General features: G+C 73.8%; 21 protein-coding genes. 13 read left to right on the top strand and 8 right to left on the bottom strand.

Annotation, left to right across the window (positions count from 1 at the left end; translation table 11 throughout):
• Position 1: 1 nt before the first annotated feature.
• From ACFVNO_RS02020 to ACFVNO_RS02000, 5 genes are all read left to right on the top strand, one after another.
• A complete protein-coding gene (locus ACFVNO_RS02020) occupies positions 2 to 652 on the top strand; it encodes a TetR/AcrR family transcriptional regulator (RefSeq protein WP_255647046.1) in 651 nt (216 codons plus the stop codon).
• Between the two features lie 264 nt (positions 653 to 916).
• Positions 917 to 1,420 (top strand): MarR family winged helix-turn-helix transcriptional regulator, encoded by a 504-nt coding sequence (locus ACFVNO_RS02015; RefSeq protein ID WP_220564863.1) that lies wholly within the window; start codon positions 917 to 919, stop codon positions 1,418 to 1,420.
• 84 nt (positions 1,421 to 1,504) lie between these two features.
• Entirely contained in the window at positions 1,505 to 2,512 is a 1,008-nt protein-coding gene (locus ACFVNO_RS02010; protein ID WP_378888501.1) for a GDSL-type esterase/lipase family protein, read from the top strand.
• A 141-nt stretch (positions 2,513 to 2,653) separates the two neighbouring features.
• Entirely contained in the window at positions 2,654 to 2,905 is a 252-nt protein-coding gene (locus tag ACFVNO_RS02005; RefSeq protein WP_220564862.1) for a type II toxin-antitoxin system Phd/YefM family antitoxin, read from the top strand.
• Positions 2,902 to 3,162, top strand: coding sequence for a Txe/YoeB family addiction module toxin (locus ACFVNO_RS02000; RefSeq protein WP_355256213.1), 261 nt, complete (start codon positions 2,902 to 2,904; stop codon positions 3,160 to 3,162). The genes ACFVNO_RS02005 and ACFVNO_RS02000 overlap by 4 nt, the downstream gene beginning before the upstream one ends.
• 4 nt (positions 3,163 to 3,166) lie before the next feature.
• On the opposite strand, the gene ACFVNO_RS01995 is transcribed toward ACFVNO_RS02000, so the two are convergent.
• The gene (locus ACFVNO_RS01995; RefSeq protein ID WP_220564860.1) at positions 3,167 to 3,394 is read right to left on the bottom strand and encodes a hypothetical protein; all 228 of its coding nucleotides are present in this window, start codon (positions 3,392 to 3,394) and stop codon (positions 3,167 to 3,169) included.
• Between the two features lie 153 nt (positions 3,395 to 3,547).
• Here ACFVNO_RS01995 and ACFVNO_RS01990 point away from each other — a divergent pair, with 153 nt between their 5' ends.
• Together ACFVNO_RS01990 and ACFVNO_RS01985 are read left to right on the top strand one after the other, a co-directional pair.
• Positions 3,548 to 4,216 carry a helix-turn-helix transcriptional regulator gene (locus tag ACFVNO_RS01990; protein WP_355256210.1) on the top strand — a complete coding sequence of 223 codons (669 nt, stop codon included), beginning with the start codon at positions 3,548 to 3,550 and terminating at the stop codon, positions 4,214 to 4,216.
• A 47-nt stretch (positions 4,217 to 4,263) separates the two neighbouring features.
• Complete coding sequence (locus tag ACFVNO_RS01985; protein WP_378888495.1) at positions 4,264 to 5,148, top strand: hypothetical protein; 885 nt, start codon at positions 4,264 to 4,266, stop codon at positions 5,146 to 5,148.
• Positions 5,149 to 5,164: 16 nt separating this feature from the next.
• On the opposite strand, the gene ACFVNO_RS01980 is transcribed toward ACFVNO_RS01985, so the two are convergent.
• The 4 genes from ACFVNO_RS01980 to ACFVNO_RS01965 form a co-directional block, all read right to left on the bottom strand.
• A complete protein-coding gene (locus tag ACFVNO_RS01980) occupies positions 5,165 to 6,943 on the bottom strand; it encodes an ABC-F family ATP-binding cassette domain-containing protein (protein WP_220564857.1) in 1,779 nt (592 codons plus the stop codon).
• A 211-nt stretch (positions 6,944 to 7,154) separates the two neighbouring features.
• A complete protein-coding gene (locus ACFVNO_RS01975; RefSeq protein ID WP_355257061.1) occupies positions 7,155 to 8,054 on the bottom strand; it encodes a transketolase in 900 nt (299 codons plus the stop codon).
• A gap of 91 nt (positions 8,055 to 8,145) precedes the next feature.
• Positions 8,146 to 8,856, bottom strand: a complete 711-nt coding sequence (locus ACFVNO_RS01970; RefSeq protein ID WP_355256203.1) for a thiamine pyrophosphate-dependent enzyme — start codon at positions 8,854 to 8,856, stop codon at positions 8,146 to 8,148.
• Between the two features lie 82 nt (positions 8,857 to 8,938).
• Positions 8,939 to 9,922, bottom strand: coding sequence for a 4-(cytidine 5'-diphospho)-2-C-methyl-D-erythritol kinase (locus tag ACFVNO_RS01965; RefSeq protein WP_355256200.1), 984 nt, complete (start codon positions 9,920 to 9,922; stop codon positions 8,939 to 8,941).
• Positions 9,923 to 10,186: 264 nt separating this feature from the next.
• On the opposite strand from ACFVNO_RS01965, the gene ACFVNO_RS01960 reads away from it, so the two are divergent.
• On the top strand, positions 10,187 to 12,055 hold the full coding sequence (locus tag ACFVNO_RS01960; protein ID WP_355256197.1) for a serine/threonine-protein kinase: 1,869 nt from the start codon (positions 10,187 to 10,189) through the stop codon (positions 12,053 to 12,055).
• A 75-nt stretch (positions 12,056 to 12,130) separates the two neighbouring features.
• Here ACFVNO_RS01960 and guaA read toward each other — a convergent pair whose 3' ends face one another.
• Positions 12,131 to 13,714: a glutamine-hydrolyzing GMP synthase gene (gene guaA, locus ACFVNO_RS01955; RefSeq protein ID WP_355256194.1), complete on the bottom strand. Its 1,584-nt coding sequence runs from the start codon at positions 13,712 to 13,714 to the stop codon at positions 12,131 to 12,133.
• An 89-nt stretch (positions 13,715 to 13,803) separates the two neighbouring features.
• Entirely contained in the window at positions 13,804 to 14,817 is a 1,014-nt protein-coding gene (galE, locus tag ACFVNO_RS01950; RefSeq protein ID WP_355256191.1) for a UDP-glucose 4-epimerase GalE, read from the bottom strand.
• Positions 14,818 to 15,052: 235 nt separating this feature from the next.
• On the opposite strand from galE, the gene ACFVNO_RS01945 reads away from it, so the two are divergent.
• The 5 genes from ACFVNO_RS01945 to ACFVNO_RS01925 all read left to right on the top strand — a co-directional run bounded on the left by ACFVNO_RS01945 (position 15,053) and on the right by ACFVNO_RS01925 (position 19,553).
• Positions 15,053 to 16,327, top strand: a complete 1,275-nt coding sequence (locus ACFVNO_RS01945; protein WP_378888488.1) for a sensor histidine kinase — start codon at positions 15,053 to 15,055, stop codon at positions 16,325 to 16,327.
• Positions 16,324 to 17,019: a response regulator gene (locus ACFVNO_RS01940; protein ID WP_378888485.1), complete on the top strand. Its 696-nt coding sequence runs from the start codon at positions 16,324 to 16,326 to the stop codon at positions 17,017 to 17,019. Before ACFVNO_RS01945 ends, ACFVNO_RS01940 begins: the two co-directional genes overlap by 4 nt.
• 131 nt (positions 17,020 to 17,150) lie before the next feature.
• On the top strand, positions 17,151 to 18,050 hold the full coding sequence (locus tag ACFVNO_RS01935) for an ABC transporter ATP-binding protein (protein ID WP_378888482.1): 900 nt from the start codon (positions 17,151 to 17,153) through the stop codon (positions 18,048 to 18,050).
• Positions 18,047 to 18,802: an ABC transporter permease gene (locus ACFVNO_RS01930; RefSeq protein ID WP_378888479.1), complete on the top strand. Its 756-nt coding sequence runs from the start codon at positions 18,047 to 18,049 to the stop codon at positions 18,800 to 18,802. Before ACFVNO_RS01935 ends, ACFVNO_RS01930 begins: the two co-directional genes overlap by 4 nt.
• Before the next feature lie 4 nt (positions 18,803 to 18,806).
• Positions 18,807 to 19,553: an ABC transporter permease gene (locus ACFVNO_RS01925; protein ID WP_355256176.1), complete on the top strand. Its 747-nt coding sequence runs from the start codon at positions 18,807 to 18,809 to the stop codon at positions 19,551 to 19,553.
• A 69-nt stretch (positions 19,554 to 19,622) separates the two neighbouring features.
• On the opposite strand, the gene ACFVNO_RS01920 is transcribed toward ACFVNO_RS01925, so the two are convergent.
• Entirely contained in the window at positions 19,623 to 22,055 is a 2,433-nt protein-coding gene (locus tag ACFVNO_RS01920) for an endonuclease/exonuclease/phosphatase family protein (RefSeq protein ID WP_378888475.1), read from the bottom strand.
• Positions 22,056 to 22,078 lie beyond the last annotated feature (23 nt).

Below are 22,078 nucleotides of genomic sequence, written 5' to 3'. Positions count from 1 at the left end.
CATGGGAGCAGCCGACAGCGAGCAGAGGGTCCGCGTGCGCCGCAAGCGCATGACGGGCGAGGAGCGTCGGCGGCAGCTGCTGGAGATCGGCCGGGAGCTGTTCGCCGAACGCGGGTTCGACGCGACCTCCGTGGAGGAGATCGCCGCACGGGCGGGCGTGTCCAAACCCGTGGTGTACGAGCACTTCGGCGGCAAGGAGGGCATCTACGCGGTCGTCGTCGACCAGGAGATGCGCACCCTGGTGGGCATGGTCTCGGAGGCCCTCACCGCCGACAGCGCCCGCAACAAGATCGAGAAGGCGGCCCTGGCCCTGCTGCGCTACGTCGAGGAGAACACGGTCGGGTTCCGGGTGCTCACCCGCGACTCGCACGTGGCCTCCGGGACGGGGAGCTTCGCCGGCCTGATCAACGACATCGCCAGCCAGGTCGAGTACATCATGGTGGACGAGTTCGCCGAGCGGGGCTACGACCCCGCGCTCGCCCCCATGTACGCCCAGGCCCTGGTGGGCATGTGGGCCCTGACCGGCCAGTGGTGGCTGGAGGTGCGCAGGCCCAAGCGCGAGGTGGTGGCGGCGCACCTGGTCAACCTGGCGTGGAACGGGCTGTCGAGCCTGGAGGCCAAGCCGAGGCTGCGGACCAGGCGGGGCCGCTAGGGCGTGTTCGGTGGATGCTCTCGAGTGTTTCGGCGCCTGCGCCGAATGCCGGGAGCGGCCGCGAGGCGATCTCTCGCAGGACGACCGGCGCGGGTCGGCCCGGGGTTCGGCCGTCCGAGCGCAGGCGGCGCGGCGAGAGGCGGCCTCGCGGCCGCGACCCGGAATGATCCGCCGAACACGCCCCAGGCTCCGGGAACGCCGGTGGGGCGGGTGTGCGTCGCATACCCGCCCCACTATCTTGATGTCAAGAGATATGCTGGACCCATGCGCGATGAGGTGGATGGGCTGATCGAGGCGTGGCGCGCCGAACGGCCGGACGTGGACGTGACGCCGCTCGAGGTGCTCAGCCGGGTGTCCCGGCTCGCCCGACACCTGGACAGGGCCCGGCGGACCGTGTTCACGGAGCACTCCCTGGAGCCCTGGGAGTTCGACGTCCTGGCCGAGCTGCGCCGCTCGGGCCCGCCCTACGAGCTGAGCCCGGGCCGCCTCCTGCGCGCCACCCTGGTGACCTCCGGGACCATGACGAACCGCGTGGACCGGCTGGCCGCCGCGGGACTGGTGCGGCGCCGCCCCGACCCCGCCGACAAGCGCGGGGTGCTGGTGCGGCTGACCGACAAGGGCGCCGGGCGCATCGACGCGGCGCTGGAGTCGCTGCTGAGCTACGAGGAGACGCTCCTCGCCCCGATGCCCGCACCGGAGCGCGAGCAGCTCGCATCGTTACTGAGATGCCTCCTGGTCCCCCTCGACACCGAACCTTCCGGTCGGTAACTGTTGTTACCCGGCGGTATCCGTCCTCTCACCGGGGCCGCTCAGGGCGCGCATCCTTGGTCTTCATCTGGTTGGAGAACGACAGTGAGAATCCGGTGGAACGTCCGGTACGCCGCCCTGGTCGCGGCGTCCGCGACGGCCGTGGCGATGACCGGCTGCGCGGGCGGTGACGGAGAGGACTCCCCGGCGGGAGCCGAGGAGCGGTACTACCTCTCCCTGGGCGACTCGCTGACGGTGGGCGTGCAGCCGAGCGAGGGCGGCCCCGCCGAGACCCCCGACGGGTACACGGACATCCTCTACCGCACCCTGTACGACGCCGACTCCACGCTGCGCCACGAGCGCAGCGGCTGCGGCGGCGAGGACACCACGACGTTCATCGAGGGCGGGATCGCCCACTGCGAGGAGCAGTACGGCGGCCGCCCGCAGATCGAGGCGGCCGAGGAGTTCCTCTCCGAGCACGCGGGCCGGGTGGACCTGGTCACCGTGACCATCGGCGGCAACAACTTCACCCGCTGCGTCCGGGGCATCGACGAGGTGGGCGGTGGCGGCGGGCCCGTGGTGGACACGGAGTGCATCGACGACGGCCTGGAGCGCATCGAGACGGAGGCGCCGGTGATCGCCTCCCGGCTGCGCGCCGCGGCCGGCCCGGACACCCAGATCATCGGGATGACCTACTACAACCCGTTCCTCGCGGCGATGCTGCTCGAACCCGGCGAGAACCCCTCGGACGAGCCCTCGGAGGAGCCCTCGGACGGCACCCCGGTGGACCCCGAGGCCGGGCCGGGGCTGGGCGAGGTCGAGGGCGAGATCCCCTTCGACGCGACCTTCGCCGGGTACGCCACCGAGGTCCTGGAGACCATGAACGAGTCGCTGCGGTCGGCCTACGCCGCCGAGGACATCGAGGTCGCCGACGTGGAGGCGGCGTTCGACTCCGCCGACTTCGACGTCCCCCAGGAGGGCTCGATGCCCAACAACCTCCAGGCCATCTGCGACTACACGTGGATGTGCAACACGGACCTGGGCCCCGACATCCACACCAACAAGGCCGGGGCCACGGTCATCGCCGAGGAGTTCGCCTCCCTGGCCCGCTGACCGCCCCGCCGACGCGCGCAACGGAGGCGCCGGGACCCCGCGTCCCGGCGCCTCCGCCGTCTCCGGAACCTTTTTCCAGCCATCGGCGTACATGATCCTGTACATTTGGAATCACTGGGCAGAGCTTGGAAGGGACGAGCCTTGAAGACCATGAGCTACACCGAATCCCGCGCCAACTACGCCGCCACCCTCGACGCCGTCGTGAACGACAGAGAGGAAGTGGTGATCACGAGAGCCGGACACGAACCCGTCGTCATGATGGCCCTGTCCGAGTACGAGACCCTGAAGGAGACCGCCTACCTCCTGCGCAGCCCGGAGAACGCCCGCCGCCTGGTCTCCGCCATCGAGGAGCTGGAGTCCGATCAGGGCATAGAGCGCGAGTTGGCCGAGTGAGGCTCGTCTGGTCCCAGAGCGCCTGGGAGGACTACGTCTGGTGGCAGGGGCAGGACCGCAAGATCCTCAAGCGCATCAACGCTCTCGTCAAGGACATCGAGCGCAACGGCAACGAGGGCATGGGCAAGCCCGAACCCCTGAGGCACGGCTTCCAGGGCTACTGGTCCCGCAGGATCACCGACGAGCACCGGCTGGTGTACAAGATCGCCGGCGACGAGATCCGCATCGCCGCCTGCCGCTACCACTACGGCAAGTAGAGGGTCACCGGGTGTCGCGGGCGAGGGGGCCGAAGCGGGCGGTGACGGCGCCGAGGAGGAAGTGCGCGGCCTGGTGCTCGGTCAGCGGGATGACGCCCACCGGCATGGTGACGCGGTAGGGGTGCTCGTCGTCGGGGCGGATCTCGAAATCGTCGATCAGCCCCTGCGACAACAGCAGGGTCAGCCCCTCCCGCACCTTCCCCGCCCGGTTGTCCGAAGCCCACATGACCATGCCGCCACCGTAACCGGCGGACGGGTCGGACACACCGTGTCGACCAGAATCCACGGCAAAGCATGCCCACCGTCCTTTTCCGGACATTATGGGCACGCTCGGTGACCGGCGGCCGCCGGTCCCCGGTGGCGGTCGCATCGGTAGGGTCGGAGGATGACCGGGTACGGGGAGAGGCGGGGGCGCGCGGGGGTCCTGTGGCGCTTCACCGGCTCCGGCCCCCACCGGGTGCTGCCCGACGCCGCGATGGACCTCATGTGGCACCGCGGGCGCCTCGTGGTGGCCGGGCCCGACACCGCCGCGCAGGTCGACGGATCCGCCCCGGGCGAGACGACCTGGGGTCTGCGGCTGGCCCCCGGCGCGGCGCACGCGCTGCTGGGCGTCCCCGCCCGCGAACTGGCCGACCGCCGCGTCGACCTGGCCGACCTGGTCCGCCTCCCCCCGGCCCCGGAGGCCGGGCCGGCCGAGACCCTGGAGCGGGTCTTCGCCGCTCTGTGGCGGCGCGCCGACCCCGACCCCGCGGCCCTGCGGCTGGCGGCCTCCCTGGACCGGGCGGCCCGCACCCTCGCGACCGCGGAGGCGGTCGCCCGGGAGCACGGGATGTCCGAGCGCACGCTGCGGCGCACCTGCGACCGGGTCTTCGGCTACGGCCCCAAGACCCTCATGTCGATCCACCGCCTCCAGCGCGCCCTGCGCCTGGCCCGGTCCGGGACGCCGCTGGGCGAGGCCGCCGCCACCGCCGGGTACGCCGACCAGGCGCACTTCACCCGCGAGAGCGGGCGCCTCGCGGGCCTGCCCCCGGGCGCGCTGCTGGGCCGGCGGTGACCGTTTCGTTCAAGACCCCGGCCCGCCGCGCCCGGCAGGCTGGTCCCATGGACACCGACAGGACGGCCGCCTTCATGGCCGGGCACGCCCGCCTGCTGGACCGGCGGCGCTTCGAGCACCTCATCCGCCCCACCGAGCACACCGGGCCCGCGATCCTCGCGGCCCTGGACGGGTACCGCAACCCCGACGGCGGCCACGGCCACGGCCTGGAACCCGACCTGCGCTCCCCCGAGAGCCAGCCCGGCGGCGCACTGCACGCCCTGGAGGCCGTGGCCGACGCCGCCCCCGCGACGTACGCCCGCGTCCCGGAGCTGCTGGACTGGTTGAACGCGACGACCCTGCCCGACGGCGGGCTGCCGTTCGCTCTGCCCGTCACGGACCCGGCCGCCTGCGCGCCCTTCTGGGTGTCGGCCGACCCGCACACGTCGTCCCTGCAGATCACGGCCGCGGTGGTCGCGCAGGCCCATCGGGCGGCCCGGACGGACCCGCGGATCGCGGACCACCCGTGGCTCGCGACCGCGACGGAGTACTGCCTCGGGGAGATCGCCGCCGTCGAGGAGGCGCCCTTCGCGTACGTCCTGTCGTTCTCGCTGCTGTTCCTCGACTCCGTCGCGGACACCCGCCCCGAGGCCGCCGGGCTGCTGCGCCGCCTCGCCCGGTTCGTGCCCGCCGACGGCCGCATCCCCGTGGCCGGAGGCGCTCCGGGCGAGACGCTCCACCCGCTCGACTACGCCGCCGTGCCCGGCCGCCCCGTCCGGGAGCACCTGGCCGAGGAGGCCGTCGCCGCCGACCTCGACCGCCTGGAGCGGGGCCTGCTCCCCGACGGCGGGTGGGCCGTCGGCTTCGAATGCCACTCCCCCGCCTCCGCGCTGGAGTGGCGGGGGTACGCCACGGTGGCGGCGGTGGCCGCCCTGCGCGCCAACGGACGCTGACCCCCGCCGGACCGGGTCAGTCGCCGACCAGCTCCGCCTGCTCCAGCCAGATCATCTCCAGCTCCTCCTTCTCGCCCGCCAGGGCCTTGGCCTCGGCGTCGAGCTCGGCGAGCCGGGTGTAGTCCTCGGCCGCGGCCGCCATCTGCTCGTGCAGCTCGGCCTCGCGCGCGGCGATCCTGTCCATGCGCCGTTCGACGCGCTGCATCTCCTTCTGGGCGGCGCGGCGGTCGGCCGCCGACACGGCGGGGCGCTCGGGCTCGGCGGCGGGGGCCTCTCCCCCGCCCGCGGTGGGCACCGCGGCCTCCCCCGCGGTGCCGGCCCGGCGCTCCAGGTACTCGTCCACGCCGCCGGGCAGGAACGCCAGGCCGCCGTCGCCCATGAGGGCCAGCACCCGGTCGGTGATCCGCTCCAGGAAGTACCGGTCGTGGGAGACCAGCACCAGGGAGCCGGGCCAGCCGTCGAGCAGGTCCTCCAGCTCGGTGAGGGTCTCGATGTCCAGGTCGTTGGTGGGCTCGTCCAGCAGCAGGACGTTGGGCTCGTCCATGAGCAGGCGCAGCAGCTGCAGGCGGCGCCGCTCGCCGCCGGACAGGTCGCCGATCGGGGTCCACTGGCGCTCGCCGCGGAACCCGAAGCGCTCCAGCATCTGGCTGGCGGTGTAGTCCCGCTTGCCGATGGTCACGTGCTCGCGCACGTCCATGACCGCCTGGAGCGGCCGGGCCTCGGGGTCCAGCTCGGTGACGTTCTGCGACAGGTGGGCGAGCCGGACGGTGCGCCCGGTGCGGACGTGGCCCGACTCGGGCTCCCGCTCCCGGGCGAGGATCTTGAGCAGCGTGGACTTGCCCGCGCCGTTGACCCCGACCAGGCCGACCCGGTCGCCGGGGCCGAGCTGCCAGGTGAGGTGGTCCAGCAGGGTCCGCCCCGGGACGGTCGCCGTCACGTCCTTGAGGTCGATGACGGTCTTGCCCAGACGGGAGCTGGCGAACCGGACCAGCTCGACGGTGTCGCGCACCGGCGGCTCGTCCGCGATCAGCCGGTTGGCCGCCTCGATGCGGAACTTGGGCTTGGAGGTGCGCGCGGGGGCGCCCCGGCGCAGCCAGGCCAGCTCCTTGCGCATGAGGTTCTGGCGGCGCTCCTCGGTGGCCGCGGCCTGGCGCTCGCGCTCGGCCTTGGCCAGCACGTAGGCGGCGTACCCGCCCTCGTAGCGCTCGACGGCGCCGCGTCCCACCTCCCAGGTGCGGGTGGTGACGGCGTCCAGGAACCAGCGGTCGTGGGTGACCACCACGAGCGCCTCGCGGCGGTCGCGCAGGTGCCCGGCGAGCCAGTGGATGCCCTCGATGTCGAGGTGGTTGGTGGGCTCGTCCAGGACGATGAGGTCGTGATCGCCCACCAGCAGCCGGGCCAGGCCGGCGCGGCGGCGCTCGCCGCCGGACAGCCCCGCCATGGGGGTGTCCAGGCTCCAGCCGCCGAGCAGCCCGCGCAGGATGTCGCGGGCGCGGGCGTCGCCCGCCCACTCGTGTTCGGCCCGCTCGCCCAGCACGAAGGCGCCGACGGTGGTGTCGGGGAAGTCGTCGCGCTGGTGCAGGAAGCCCACGCGCAGGCCGCGGTTGTGCACCACCCGGCCGGAGTCGGGCGGCAGGGCCCCGGACAGCACGGAGATCAGCGTGGACTTCCCGCCGCCGTTGCGGCCGACCACGCCGATGCGCTCGCCCTCGTCCACGCCCAGTGACACCGAGTCGAGGAGCACGAGGGGCCCGTAGGCCAGGGACACGTCCTGAAGGTTGACCAGATTCGTCATCGTCTCCATTGTCCCGGGTGTCGCCGGGTGCCCTGGACGGGTCCCGGACGCCGGCGGGGCTCCGACCGGGTCCTGCGGGGTCCGCCGGACCCGGGAGCGCCGGAAAAGAGGAGCCCGGGGCCGCACCACGCAAGGCCCCGGGCAGGTCGGTATCACTACATATCAGGATTTCACATGCCGCCGGGAACCGGGGTTCGCCGGAGGGCTCTCCCTACACCAGGAAGAAGTCCCGGGCGGCCCGCGCGATTCCCCGGACGTCCAGCCCGTGCGCCCGGGCGTGGTCGGCCGGGGTGCCGTAGGCGCGCAGCTCCGTGTCCCTCGGCACGCCGAGGGAGAGCTGGCGGTGCCTGCGGTCGGCCAGCGCCTCGGAGACCTCGTGCGCGGAGGTGCCCCTGAGGTAGGGCTCCACCAGCATCACGTCCGCGTTCCCGGCGGCGGCGACCAGGGCGCTGAGCCCGGCGCGGTCGAAGGGGCGCACGGTGGCGGTGTAGGCGACGGTGACGTCGAGGTCCGCGGTGGCCTCCAGGGTGCGGTCGAGCATGGGCCCGACGGCCACGACCACTCCGGCGGAGCGGGCCGAGCCCGGCCGGACCACGGCCAGGCCCCCGGACAGCGGCAGGGGGGCGCGGTTGGCGGTGCCCGACAGCCGGATGTACACCCGGTCGTCGCCGGGCAGGGCGTCGCGCAGGACGGCGCGCACCTCGTCGGCGTGGCCGGGCACGTGGACGGTCCAGCCGGGCAGGGTGTCGATCAGGGCGACGTCGCCGGGGGCCTGGTGGGTGCGGCCCTCCGCGGCGGCGTCGTAGGAGCCGCCGATGCTCACCAGGACCGCCCCGGCGTCCTGGTGCCCCAGGTCGAGCTTGATCTGCTCGAAGGGGCGCTCCACCAGGAAGGGGGCGTAGCTGTGGACGACCGGGCGCATCCCGGTGAGGGCGAGTCCGCCCGCGGTCCCGATCATGGCCTGCTCGCGGATGCCCAGGTCGATCACCCGCCCGGGGTGGCGGGCGGCGGCCCGGCGGAACATCCCGGCGGAGATGACCGCCAGGACGACCGCGAGGCGGGGGTCGTCGTCCATCGCCTCCGAGACGGCGGCGCCGAACACCTCGCGCATCTCGTTCGGTCCGTGCGTCGCGGCGTCGGCCCGGGGCGCGGTCCGCGTCGTGCTGTGGGTCATGGCCGGTCTCCTCCGGTCGGTGGCGGTGTCAGCTCGTGGGGCGGACGCGGGCGACGACGGCGAGCGGCCGGTCGCCCCAGGGGCGGGTGAACGCGGCGTGCAGGGCGTCGTGGTCGCGGCCCTGGACCTCGCGGGTGGCCCAGCCCTCCAGCTCGAAGCGGCGCGCGATCCCGCCGGGCCAGCCGTGCAGGGCCGACCCGTTGTCGACGACCACGGTGGTGAGGGAGCCGACGCCCAGCCGCCCGGCCGCGGCGATGGCCTCGTGGTTGCTGCCCTCGTCGAGTTCGCCGTCGCCGACGAGCACCACCGTGCGGGGCGCGGACCCGTCGGGGCGGCGCACGTTCCGGGCGCGCAGCCCCAGGGCGGTCCCCAGGGCGATGGGCAGGCCGTGGCCGAGCGAGCCGCTGCCGATCTCCGCGCCGGGGACGAGGACCCGGTCGGGGTGGTGTCCCAGGGCGGAGCCGAAGGCGGTCCAGCCCCGCAGCGCGGACACGTCGAGGAAGCCCTTGGCGGCCAGGACGGCGTAGAAGGCGGCGGGCCCGTGGCCCTTGGAGAGCAGGAACCGGTCGCGGGCGGGGTCGTCGGCGGTCTCGGGGGTGACGGCCAGGACGCGGTCGTAGAGGACCCAGACGACGTCGAGCGTGGAGTGCGCGGCGGCACTGTGCTTTTCGTCGCCCTCCATCAGGCCGATGAGGGCCGGCAGGTCGGCGTAGCGGGTGAGGGCTGCTGTCGTCGGCATGCCCCCAGTCTTCAATCTCAACCATGGTTGAGGTCAATGCGGGGACCCAGGGCCCTCACCCGGAAACCACAAGTGATTTACATCACACGAAGACCGTGCCGGGGACGTCCCCGTCGGCCCGCACGATCTGCTCGCACAGCCCGCTCGCCTCCAGTGAGGCCACCACCGCGGCCTCCCGCTCGGCGACCACCGACGCCTCCTCCGAGCCGCCGCCCACCAGGAACGCGCAGGTCGGACCGGAGCCGGACACCAGCGCGCCCAGCGCTCCGGCCGAGGCGCCCGTCTCGAGCGTGCGCTCCAGCTCCGGCAGCAGCGACAGCGCCGCCTCCTGGAGGTCGTTGGCCAGCGCCCGGCCCAGGGCCGCGGGATCCGCGGCGGCCAGAGCGTCCCGCAGGGCCGCGCTCAGCTCCGGGGCCGGCGCGTCGGGCCGCAGCCGGTCGTACTCGGCGAACACCGCGCCCGTGGACAGGCCGTGCGGGGACAGCGCGAACACCCAGCGGTACCGGCCGGGGCTGGTCATCGGCTCCAGGATCTCGCCCCGCCCCCGGCCCACCGCGGTGCCCCCCACCAGGGGGAAGGCCACGTCGCTGCCGAGCACGGCGGCCAGCCGCAGCAGGTCCTCGCGGGGCAGGCCGGTCCCCCACAGCCGGTCGCAGGCGACCAGGGCGGCCGCCGCGTCGGCGCTGCCGCCGGCCATCCCGCCCGCCACGGGGATGCGCTTCTCCAGGTGGATCCGCACCGGACGGCCGCGGCCGGTCTCCCGGCCCAGCAGGTCGGCGGCGCCCGCGGCGAGGTTGGAGGCGTCCAGTGGCACACGTGACAGGTGGGAGACCGAACCACCGTTCGCGGTCAGCTCCGCGAGGAGGGTGCCGCCACCCGGTGAGGTGCTACCGTCGGGTCGCCCACTGCGCGGTCCCGCCTCCCGGACGGTAACCTCATCGAACAGCGAGACCGCGTGGAAAACGTTGACGAGGTCGTGGAACCCGTCCTCACGTGCGGGCCCCACCGCCAGCTGGAGGTTGACCTTCGCGGGAACCCGCACGGTTACGGTGGTATCAACTGTCACGAGTCCCCAATCGTAAAGGAACCCCCCCTTGCGTGAGCACACACCCCGGCAGGGGAGCCGCTGTGTTCACCCCTGCTCCGTGAGACGAACGCGATGTTCGGGCGGAAACGGGAACCAAGGGCGCGATTCGGGGATCGTCACCATTGTCATGTCAGTCACCGCCCTTCCGCGAACCGGGCCGACGGGGTCCGCGAGTGGGAATCAGGGCACAAACACCGCTACCTTGGGGCAAGGCGGAGTTTGGACACCGTCGGGGAGGACTACTTGCCGTCGGATGGGCTCCCGAAGAACCTGGAACCGCTGGGCGCCGGAGATCCGGCCACCATCGGGCCCTATGTGCTGTCCGGGAAGCTGGGCAGCGGCGGCATGGGCACCGTCTACCTCGGCGGGCTGCCGGACCGGAACAACCAGGTAGCGATCAAGGTCATCCGCCCCGAGCTCGCCTTCGACGAGGCGACCCGGGCGCGGTTCCGCGACGAGATGGAGAACGCCCGCAAGGTCGCCTCCTTCTGCACCGCGAAGGTCCTCGACCACGGCACGTTCGAGAACCGCCCGTACATGGTGACCGAGTACATCGCGGGCACCGCGCTGGCCGAGCACATCGCCCAGAACGGCCCCCTGGACTCCTCCACCCTGCACGGGTTCGCCCTGGGCGTGGCCGCCGCGCTCGCCGCGATCCACCGCACCGGCCTGGTGCACCGCGACCTCAAGCCCGCCAACGTGCTGCTGTCGCTGTCGGGCCCGCGCGTGATCGACTTCGGCATCGCCCGGGCCATGAACACCGCCACCAACCACACCCAGACGGGCATCGTCATGGGCAGCCCGGGCTGGATGGCGCCCGAGCAGCTCCTGGAGGAGCAGGTCACCACCAAGGCGGACATCTTCGCCTGGGGGTGCCTGGTGGCGTTCGCCGGCAACGGCACCCACCCCTTCGGCAACGGCGACGCCATGACGCTGGGCAAGCGGGTGCTGTTCGCCGAGCCCCAGATCGGCAACCTCGACAGCCCCCTGGACCGGCTGGTGCTGCGGGCCCTGGACAAGGACCCCAACCGGCGGCCCACCGCCCAGGACCTGCTCCTGGAGCTGGCGGGCGGCGAGGACACCTCCAACCCCAACGACATGGTGTCGCACGCGCTGCACCAGTCGTGGCGGCCCAACCTGCCCCCGCCGATGCCGCACGGTCCGCCGCAGGGCGCCCACCAGACCATGACCGGCATGCGCCACCCGGCGCCCGGCGCCTACCAGGCGCCCCCGGTCGCCCCGCCCGGCCCGCAGGCCGCCCCGCACCAGAGCGGCACGTTCGTGCGCCCGGCCCCGGGGCACCCCGGCGGCGGGCACCCGCCCCAGGGACCGCCCCCGCCCCCGCACCCGCAGGCCGGCGCCCCGGGCGGGCCGCCGCCCGCCCAGCACCCGGCCTCCACCGGCGCGGTCCCGATCGTGCCGCCCGCCGACCAGCAGGCGCCGCGCCCGGGGCCGCAGCCGTACGTTCCGCCGGTCCCGCCGCCCCCGCACCGGCCGACCGGCCCGGCCAACCGGCGCGGCATCGTGGTCATCGCCGCGGCGGCCGCCGTCCTGCTGGTCCTCGCGCTGCTGGCGGTGCTGTACGTGGTGACCAACCTCGGCGGCGACGACGCCCCGTCCGGTCAGCAGACGCAGCAGCCCGGCACCTCCGCCGCCCCCGAGGACGGCGGCGAGGGCGGACCCGGCGAGGGGGACGGGCCCGCGACCCCGGGCACCGGGGCCATGGAGGCCACCAGCGCCGACGGCCTGGCCCGTGTGAAGGTGCTCGACGTCGAGTGCGACCAGACGACCATCCCCAGCCGCGAGGTCCAGGTGCAGGCGAACGGGCACTACTGCGTGCTCGACGTGGACTTCACCAATCTGAGCGACGCGCCCGTGCTGCTGGACCACGAGGCCCAGGGGGTGCGGACCGAGCTTCAGCAGGAGGTCGTCGCGGACCGGCCCAGCCGGATCGAGGAGCAGGAGTCCCTGTGGGAGGCCGTCCAGCCGGGCGAGACGGCCACCGGGATCATGGTGTTCACGCTCCACGTCGGCGAGTACCCCGAGGCCCTGGTGTTCAGGCACGACCGTTTCGCCGAGCCCGTCGAGGTCCTCCTCAAGAGCGCCGACTGAGCGGCCCGGTACCCGCGGAACGCGAAGGGGGCCCGGCCTGACGGCCGGGCCCCCTTCGCGTGGGCGCCGGGGCGCCTACTCCCACTCGATGGTGCCCGGGGGCTTGCTGGTGACGTCGAGCGTCACCCGGTTGATCTCGCGGACCTCGTTGGTGATCCGGTTGGAGATCTTGGCCAGCACGTCGTAGGGCAGGCGCGACCAGTCGGCGGTCATCGCGTCCTCGCTGCTGACCGGGCGCAGCACCACGGGGTGGCCGTAGGTGCGGCCGTCGCCCTGGACGCCGACCGAGCGGACGTCGGCGAGCAGCACCACGGGGCACTGCCAGATCTCGCGGTCCAGCCCCGCGTGGGACAGCTCCTCGCGGGCGATGGCGTCGGCCTCGCGCAGGACGTCCAGGCGCTCGCGGGTGACCTCGCCGATGATGCGGATGCCCAGGCCGGGGCCGGGGAACGGCTGGCGCCAGACCATCTCCGGGGGCAGGCCCAGCTCCTCGCCGACCTTGCGGACCTCGTCCTTGAACAGCTCGCGCAGCGGCTCCACCAGGGTGAACTGGAGGTCGTCGGGCAGGCCGCCCACGTTGTGGTGGGACTTGATGTTGGCGGTGCCGGTGCCGCCGCCGGACTCCACCACGTCCGGGTACAGGGTGCCCTGCACCAGGAACTCGACCTCGCCGCCGGACTCGCCGCTGTCGGCGACGACCTCGCGGGCCGCCTGCTCGAAGACGCGGATGAACTCGCGGCCGATGATCTTGCGCTTCTCCTCGGGGTCGGTGACCCCGGCCAGCGCGTTCAGGAAGCGCTCCTGGGCGTCCACGACCTTGAGCCGGGCGCCGGTGACCGCCACGAAGTCCTTCTCGACCTGCTCGGCCTCGCCCTTGCGCAGCAGGCCGTGGTCGACGAACACACAGGTCAGCTGGTCGCCGACGGCGCGCTGCACCAGGGCGCCCGCGACCGCGGAGTCGACGCCGCCGCTGAGGGCGCAGATGACGCTCTTGTCGCCGATCTGCTCGCGGATCCGGGCGACCTGCTCGTCGACGATGTTCAGCATCGTCCAGGTGGGGCGGCAGCCCGCGCCCTCGTACAGGAAGCGGCGCAGCACCTCCTGGCCGTGCTCGCTGTGCAGGACCTCGGGGTGGAACTGGACGCCGAAGAGGCGGCGGTCGGTGTCCTCGAACGCGGCCACCGGGGCGCCCGCGGTGGTGGCGACGGCGCGGAAGCCGGCGGGGGCCTCGATCACCGAGTCGCCGTGGGACATCCACACCGGCTGCTCGGCGGGCAGCCCGGTGAACAGCAGGGAGTCCCCTGCGGTCACGGTGAGCTCGGTGCGGCCGAACTCGCTCAGGTCGGTCCTGTCGACCGTCCCCCCCAGTGCGCGGGTCATGGCCTGGAAGCCGTAGCAGATACCGAAGGTCGGGACGCCGGTCTCGAAGAGCTCGGCCCCGACGTGGGGCGCCCCCTCGGCGTACACCGAGGAGGGGCCGCCGGAGAGGATGATCGCCTTCGGCTTCTTGGCGAGCATCTCCTCCACGGGCATGGTCGAGGGCACGATCTCGCTGTGCACGTGAGCTTCGCGCACCCGCCGGGCGATCAGCTGCGCGTACTGCGCGCCGAAGTCCACGACGAGGACGGTGTCGAACGTGCTGTCAGCACCAACGGACACGACGGAGGACCTTCCGCAGGAGTTCAGGGATACGCCCAGTCTAGGGCGTACCCCGTGCTCAGCGGGTCCCGGCGGGTGTGCGGTCGGGCTCAGCCCGCGAACCCCCGCGGGTTGGCCGACTGCCAGCGCCAGGCGTCGGCGCAGGCCTCGTCCAGGTCGCGGTCGGCCTTCCAGCCCAGGTCGCGGGCGGCGGCGGAGGGGTCGGCGGAGCAGACGGCGATGTCGCCGGGGCGGCGCGGGACCACCTTGTAGGGCAGGGAGCGGCCCACGGCCCGCTCGAACGCGTGCAGGCACTCCATGACCGAGTACCCCTTGCCGCTGCCGAGGTTGTAGACCCGGTGGCCGGGGGCGTCGGCCAGGTGGTGCAGGGCGGCCAGGTGCCCGCGGGCCAGGTCGACGACGTGCAGGTAGTCGCGGACGCCGGTGCCGTCGGCGGTGTCGTAGTCGTCGCCGAACACCTGGAGGAACTCGCGGCGGCCCGCGGCGACCTGGGCGATGTAGGGCAGCAGGTTGTTGGGGACGCCCTGCGGGTCCTCGCCGATCAGGCCGCTGGGGTGGGCCCCGACGGGGTTGAAGTAGCGCAGGGACACGATGTGCCAGCGCGGGTCGGCGGCGGCCAGGTCCCCCAGGATGCGCTCGCCGAACAGCTTGGTGGCGCCGTAGGGGTTGGTGGCGCTGAGCGGGGCGTCCTCGGGGATGGGCACCGTCTCGGGGTCGCCGTAGACCGTGGCCGAGGAGCTGAAGACCAGGTTGCGGACGCCCCGGGCGTCCATGGCCTCGACCAGGGAGAGGAGGGCGTCGAGGTTGTTGCGGTAGTAGCGCAGGGGCTGGGCGACGGACTCCCCGACGGCCTTGAGGCCGGCCGTGTGGACGACGGCGTCGATGCCGTGCTCGGCCAGGACGCGGTCGACGGTCTCCCGGTCGGCGCAGTCGCCGGTCACCAGCACGGGCGCGTGTCCGGTGATCTGCTCGACCCGGCGCAGGGACTCGGCGTGGCTGTTCACCAGGTTGTCCAGGACGACGACCCGGTGGCCGGCCTCCAGGAGTTCGACCGCGGTGTGCGAGCCGATGTACCCGGCGCCTCCGGTGAGCAGTACGTTCATGCTTGTGCTTCCTTGGGTAAAGTGGACCCGCTGTACGGCGGGCGCTCCCCAGCATAGGCGTCCCGCTGGTGCGGCCCCGTGGGCGCGCCGCTCCGGCGGGCCCGACCAGAGGTCTCCGGCCCCGCCCTTCGGCGGTGCCGCCGCGTCGCCGCCGCGTCCGGTACCGCCTTTCGGACGTCCCGATCTCATGCCGGGGCATGAGGCCCCGCGGCCCGCGCGTTCCTATCGTGGAGGAATGCCCGACCTGCTCCCACGCTCCCTCCTGGACGGCGCGACCCTGTGGGCCCGGCGCCACGTGCTCGCCGTGGACGCGTTCTGGGCGGCGGCCTGGTTCGGGCTGGCGGCCCTCTCCCTGCCGGAGACCGGCCCCCACGGCACCGGACCGTGGGCCTACCTCGGTACGGCCGCCGCGTGCTGTGCCGCCCTGGCCCTGCGCCGCGTCCGCCCGCTCCCGGCCATGGCGGCCCTGGCCGTGCTGCTGGCGTGCCACATCCTGTGGCTGGACCACCTCACGTCCATGGTGGCGATCAGCGCGCTGGTCGCGGCCTACACGGTGCAGGCCGAACTCCCCCTCCCGTGGCGCGCCGTCGGCTTCGTCCTGCTGTTGGCCGGCGCGGCGTGGGCGGTCTTCGACATCCCGGCGGAGGACCTCTCGGCGGACCCCGCCCCGCGCCTCAACAGCGTCGGCTCGGCGTGGACGGCCGTCGCGCTGTTCTCCCTGCTCGGCGCGTTCCGCAGGCGCAACCGCGAGGAGTTCGCCCGTGTCGTCGAACACGCCCGCCTGCTGGAGGACCGGCGGGCCCAGGAGGTGCGCCTGGCCGCGTTGGACGAGCGGACCCGGATCGCCCGCGAGGTGCACGACGTCCTCGCGCACTCGCTGAACGTCATCGTCGCCCAGGCCGACGGGGGCCGTTACGCCGCGGAGGCCGCCCCCGAACGCGCGGTGACCGCCCTGGCCACCATCTCCCAGGTGGGCCGCGAGTCGGCCGGGGAGCTGCACCGGCTGCTGGGCGTCCTGCGCGACGGAGAGGGCCGCGGGGCGGCCCCGGCGCCCGGGGTGGGGGACCTGCCCGGTCTGGTCGAGGAGTACCGCCGCGCCGGCCTGCGGATCGGCCTGACCCGGCACGGGTCCCCTCCCGCACCGGGCGACGGCGACGGTGCCGCGGACGACCCGCCCCTGCCGGCGACCGCGTCCCTGACGATCTACCGCATCGTGCAGGAGTCCCTCGCCAACGCGCTGAAGCACGCGGGCTCCCCGGCCGTCCGGGTCGGGTTCACCTGGTCGCCCGGGCGGGTCGAGATCGTCGTGGTCAACCCCGTCCGCGATCCGGTGCCCGCGGCCCCCTCCCCGGACGGAGCGCCCCCGGAGGGCGTTCGGCGCGGCCCCGGGCACGGCCTGATCGGCATGCGCGAGCGCGTCGGCCTGCACGGCGGCGTCCTGGAGGCCGGTGCCGACGCCGCGACCCGCGCCTGGCGGGTGCGCGCGGTGGTCCCCTGGGGGAACGCGTGATCCGCGTGGGCCTGGCCGACGACCAGGTGCTGTTCACGGCGGGCATGGCGATGGTCATCGACTCCCAGCCGGACATGGCCGTCGCCTGGGAGGCCGCCGACGGAGCGCAGGCCGTCGCCCGGCAGCGGGACGACCCCGTCGACGTGCTGCTCATGGACGTCCAGATGCCCGGCACGGACGGGCTGAGCGCCACCCGCTCCCTCGTGTCCTCGGGCGCGGGGTGCCGCATCGTCATCCTCACCACCTTCGACACCGACGAGTACGTGGTCGAGGGCGTCGAGGCCGGGGCCGCGGGCTTCCTGCTCAAGAACACCCCGCCGGAGGAGCTGCTGGCGGCGGTGCGGACGGTGCACGGCGGCGACTCGGTCGTCTCGGCCAGCGCCACGCGGAGGCTGCTCCGGCACGTGCGCCCGCTGCTCGGCGGCCCCTCCGCCCCCGCGGCCCGGCCGGACCGGGGCACCCGCCGCGCCGTCGACTCCCTGACCCCGCGCGAGCAGGAGGTCCTCGTCGCCATGGCGCTCGGGTACACGAACACCGAGATCTGCGAGCGCCTCGTGCTGTCCATGCCCACCGTGAAGACCCACGTCGGCCAGGTGCTGGCCAAAACCGGCTCCCGCGACCGCGTCCAGGCGGTGCTGTTCGCGTTCCGCGCCGGGCTGGTCGACCGCGGGGACCTGCTCCGGGAGGCGTGAGCGGGGCCCGCGGCTGCCGTGCCCGCCGGAGGGGCCCGCCCCTCCACCCGGGGTGGGAGCGCGCACTTCATCCCCCGGCACGATGGCCTCCCCGGGTGCCGTGCCGGAGGCTCCTCGTCGAAAGGAGCCGCATGGACGACATCATCACCACCCACCGCCTGACGAAGACCTACGGTTCGCGCACGGTCGTCGACGACCTCGACCTGCGGGTGCCGCAGGGCTGTGTGTACGGCTTCCTGGGCCCCAACGGCTCGGGCAAGTCCACCACCATGAAGATGCTGCTGTCCCTGGCCCGGCCCAGCCGCGGCGAGATCACCGTCCTCGGACGGCCGATGAACCGGACCACCCGCGCCGGCATCCTGCGGGAGGTCGGCTCGCTCATCGAGGCGCCTCCCGGGTACGGCCACCTGACCGGGCGGGAGAACATGGAGATCGTCCGGCGGATGCTCGGACTGACCGGGGGGCAGGTCTCCCGGGCGGTCGCCACCGTGCGCCTCCAGGGGCACATGGACAAGCCGGTCCGCGAGTATTCACTGGGGATGAAGCAGCGCCTGGGCATCGCGATGGCCCTGGCCCGGGAGCCGCGCCTGCTCATCCTGGACGAGCCCACCAACGGCCTGGACCCCGCCGGCATCGAGGAGATCCGCGAACTGCTGGTGTCGCTGGCGGGGAACGGCGTCACGGTCATGGTCTCCAGCCACCTGCTGGACGAGATCGACAGGATGGCGTCGGTCCTGGGCATCCTCGGCCGGGGGAGGCTGATCTTCCAGGGCACCCGGTCCGAGCTGTTCGCCCGCAGCACCCCGGACCTGCTCGTCGACACCCCCGAGCCCGAACGGGCCCTGGCCCTGGGCATCCCCGCCGTGCGCACAGAGGGGGGTCTGCGCCTGTCCGGTTTCGGGGACGAGGACACGGCCGCGCTCGTGCGGCGGCTCGTCGGGGGCGACGTGCCGATCCACGGGGTGCGGCGGGTCCGCCGGTCCCTGGAGGAGGTCTTCATGGACCTCACCGGCCGTGAGGGGCTGCTGTGATACCGACGGTGGTCGAACTCGAGATACGCAAGGCGCGCAGGCTCCGGGTCCTTCTGGTCTGCTCGGCCATGGTGGCCGCCGTCGTCGCCCTGAGCTGTGCGAACCTCATGTCGGACTCCGCTCGGGAGGGCTTCGGCGACCCGTCCGCCCAGCCGTGGGAGAGCCTGCTCATGAGCTACGTCATGGTCTCGGCCATGACCTCCCCCCTCCTCGTGGCGGTGCTGGCCAGCAGGCAGGTGGACATCGAGCACCAGGGGCAGGGCTGGACCCTGGCGCAGGTGTCCGGGTTCCGCCCGGGGCGGCTGTGCCGGGCCAAGGCCGCGGTGCTGGGGCTGCTGCTGGCGGTCGCGGTGGCCGTCCAGACCGCCCTGGTCCTCGCCGCCGGCCTGGTCGCCGGGATCACCGTGCCGCCGTCCCCCGGCATGTGGGCCGGGTACGCGGCCGGCCTGCTCCTGGTGGACCTGGCGCTGCTGTGCCTGCACGTGTGGCTGGCCGCCCGTGTGGAGAACCAGCTGGTCGGGATGGGCGTCGGGCTGCTCGGCGCGTTCTGCGGGGTGTTCTCCCTGCTGATGCCGCCGGCCCTGGCCCGGAGCCTGCCCTGGGGGTACTACGCGGTCGTCTCTCCGCTGGGGATGGACGACGGGGGCTTCGTCCCGGTGACCCCCGGGTACGGCTGGCTGGCCGTGTTCCTGGTGGTCGTGGCCGTCCTGTTCGGCGCGGCCACCCGCCGCTTCGACCGGACGGAGGTGTGAGGGGATGGTCCTCGCCGAACTCGCCAAACTGCGCCGCTCGGCCCTGTGGATCACGGCCGTGGTGCTGCCCCTGCTCGCGGTCGTCACCGGGACCGTGAACTACGGCGCCAACGTGGAGGCGCTGTCCTCCGGATGGGCGTCCTACTGGTCGCAGGTCGTGATCTTCTACGGCATGCTGTTCATGTCGATGGGGATCGCCGTGACGGCGTCGGCCGCCTGGCGCATGGAGCACCGCGGCCACAACTGGAACCTGCTGATGGCCGCGCCCGTGCGGGCCTCCGCGGTCTTCGGCGCCAAACTCGCCTCCCTCGCCCTGGTCGTCGTGGTCATGCAGCTCGTCCTGTTCGGGCTGATGACCCTGAGCGGGAAGCTCGTCCTGGGGCTGGACGGCCCGCCGCCCTGGCACAGCGCGGCCGCGACGCTGCTGGGCGCGGTCGCCGCCCTGCCGGTCGTCGCACTGCAGTCCCTGCTGTCGATGCTGGTCCGCTCCTTCGCCGCGCCCGTGGCCCTCGGGCTCCTGGGCTGCGTCGCCGGTGTCGGCGTGCTCTACTCCGGGGCGGGCGGGGCGGTCCCGTACCTGGTCCCCCAGGCCCTGGTCGGCAACGCGCTCAGCCTCGGCAGCACGGCCGTCGCCGACGCCGGGGCCCTGGACCCGCCGACGGTGCTCCCCCTCGTGTTCGCGGCGGTCGCGGGCACCCTCGTCCTGTGGGCCCTGGCCGCGGTGGTGCTGGCCCGCAGGGACGTGCGCTGAGGTCCCCGCGGAGGGACACGGTGCGCCCCGGCCGGTTCCCGGCCGGGGCGCACCGTGCGAGGGGCCGGGTCAGGAGCGGCCCGGCGGGGTGGAGCGGCGGGTGTCCAGCCACAGCACCTGCGGGTCGTGGTCGCTGACCTGGTCGTGGAACTCGGAGTTGATCCGCGCGATGCCGTAGTCCACGCGGCCGGCGATCTCCCGGTTGACCAGGATGTGGTCCAGGGCCTGGGAGTTGCCGTCGAACACGTAGTTGTAGCGCTCCGGGGCGGGCAGGTCCGTCATCGGGTTGTACAGCGGCCCGTCGCCGGTGAGGATCTCCAGGGTCCGGGAGAACTGGAAGTCGTTGAGGTCCCCCATGACCACCAGGTTGGCGTCCGGATCCACGGCCAGCAGCTCGTCGGCGAAGCCGGCCACCAGCTCCGCCTGGGCGTTGCGCTGCTGCTCGCTGGTGCGGACCGGCGGCTGCACGACACCGTGCAGCGCCTGGTCGCCGCCCTTGGAGTTGAAGTGGTTGGTCACCACGTAGATGTCCCGGTTGAGGGCGCGGAAGTGGCCGACCAGCGGCTTGCGGCTGTCGTCCCAGGCCGGGTCCGCGGGCTCGATGCGGCCCGGGGAGACCGACAGCTCGGCGCCGCGGGAGCCCCGGACGACCTCGACGGCGGTGGTGGCGTCGCCGCCGGGGCGGTCCACGAACTGCACGCGGGCCGGGTCGAAGAGGAAGGCGTTGCGAATGTTGCCGCCGGGCGCTCCGCCGTCCTGCTTGTCCTCGGGGCTGATCTGCCGCCACTCGTAGGCCGGCCCGCCCTGCGCCTCGATCGCGGCGGTGAGCCGGTCCAGGGTGACGCCGGCGTCGACGGTCCCGTCGTCCACCTCGCCGTTGTCGTCCTGGATCTCCTCCAGGCCGATGATGTCGGGCGCGTCGAGGTACTCGACGATGCCGGTGGCCAGCGCGTCGTACTCGGCCTGATCGTCCTGGCCGCCGAGGTTCTCGACGTTGTAGGTGGCGATGGAGACCTCGTACCGTTCGGTGCCGCGGACGGGGGTGCGCTCCAGGCCGCCGGGCACGTGCTCGCCCAGGGTGGTGGCGCGCACGAGGTAGCCGCCGAAGCGGCTGTAGTACACCGGCCCCTCGGTCACCCCGGCGAGGGTGTCGCCCACGTCGACCCGGGGGAACGGGTGGACGTCGCGGTCGAGCAGGGACTCGACCTTGACCCGTCCCGCGTTGGGGTCGTCGTAGGAGCCGTAGGCCACGCCGCCGTTGGCGGTGCGGTTGTGCCCGGGCTCCACGGTGACCCAGAAGGCGTGGTAGGGGTCGGTGGGGGCGATGACGGGGGCGTCCTCGAACCGGACCATCATGTGCTCGTGGGCGGCCCAGAAGTCCAGGGCGTAGGTGTCGGGCGCCAGCTCCAGGCCGGAGATGTCGCCGCCGTGGTCGGGGGCGTACTCGGCGGGGATCACCCCGGCCTCCAGGACCACCGACTCCGGAATGGCGTTGCCGGTGGACAGGACCGTCCACTGCGCCCGGTCGAGCTGGGTGATGGTCTGTGTGCCGGAGGCGGGCCGGTACTCGTCGACCCGGCCGGAGGCCAGGACCTCGTCGCCGGGTGCGACGCCGGGCGCGGTGGAGCCGGTGAAGACGAACAGGCCCTCGCTGGTGCGCGGGTCGCCGTCGCCCTCGGGGTCCTGGAACCAGAAGCCCTGCGCGCTGCCGAAGGCGTTGACGGCGGTGACCACGCCGGGTACCCCGGACACGGTGTCCCCGGCGTGCGGGGAGACGCGGGTGACGCCCTGGATGTCGTGGATGCGCAGGTCCCCGGGCTCGCCGGGGCCGCCGGGCTCCCCCGGACCCTCGTCGGGGCCCTCTCCGGCCGCGTTCACGGGCGTGGGCCCGCCGGCGGTGAAGTCGGCGGCGTTGTCGCCGGTGTCGTCGAGGTCGTCGCCGCGGGCGGCCGCAGTGGTGTTGGAGAGCCGGGGGGCGGACTCCCCCTCGCGGACCTCGGCTCCGCCGTAGCCGACGATGTCGACGACGGACCCGTCCGCGGCGCAGTCGGCTGCGGTGCGGCACTCGACGGGCTCGGTGCCGGAGACGAGCAGGACGGTGCCCGCCGTGGCCGACATGTTGGTCGATCCGGCGGCGTCCGGGGCGGGGAGGTCGACCTCTCCCCCGGTGCCCGCGGCCTGGCGGACCAGGTAGCGGCCCCCGGCGGGGATCTCCCCCGCCAGCGGGGTGACCTGCACGTTGGTGGTCGGCTTCGGCGAGGCCGGGAGGTACTGGACGCTCCAGCCGTCGACGGTGACCGGGGCGCCCGCGGCGTTGCCCAGCTCGACGAAGTCGTGGCGCAGCGTCGCTCCGCTGTTGCCGCCGCCTCCGTAGACCTCCGCGATCACCGGGGTGCCGGTGTCGGCGGCGGCAGGGACCGGGCCCAGGGCCGCGGCCAGCAGCACCGCCGCGGCGGCGGCGGACGTCGGCGCGATCAGGCGCCGTGGTCGGGTGGGGGACACGTTCTCTCCGGGGGTACTGGGGA

Source organism: Nocardiopsis sp. NPDC057823, from assembly GCF_042797335.1.
GTDB lineage: Bacteria > Actinomycetota > Actinomycetes > Streptosporangiales > Streptosporangiaceae > Nocardiopsis > Nocardiopsis changdeensis.
This window is presented reverse-complemented; position numbering and strand designations above follow the sequence as displayed.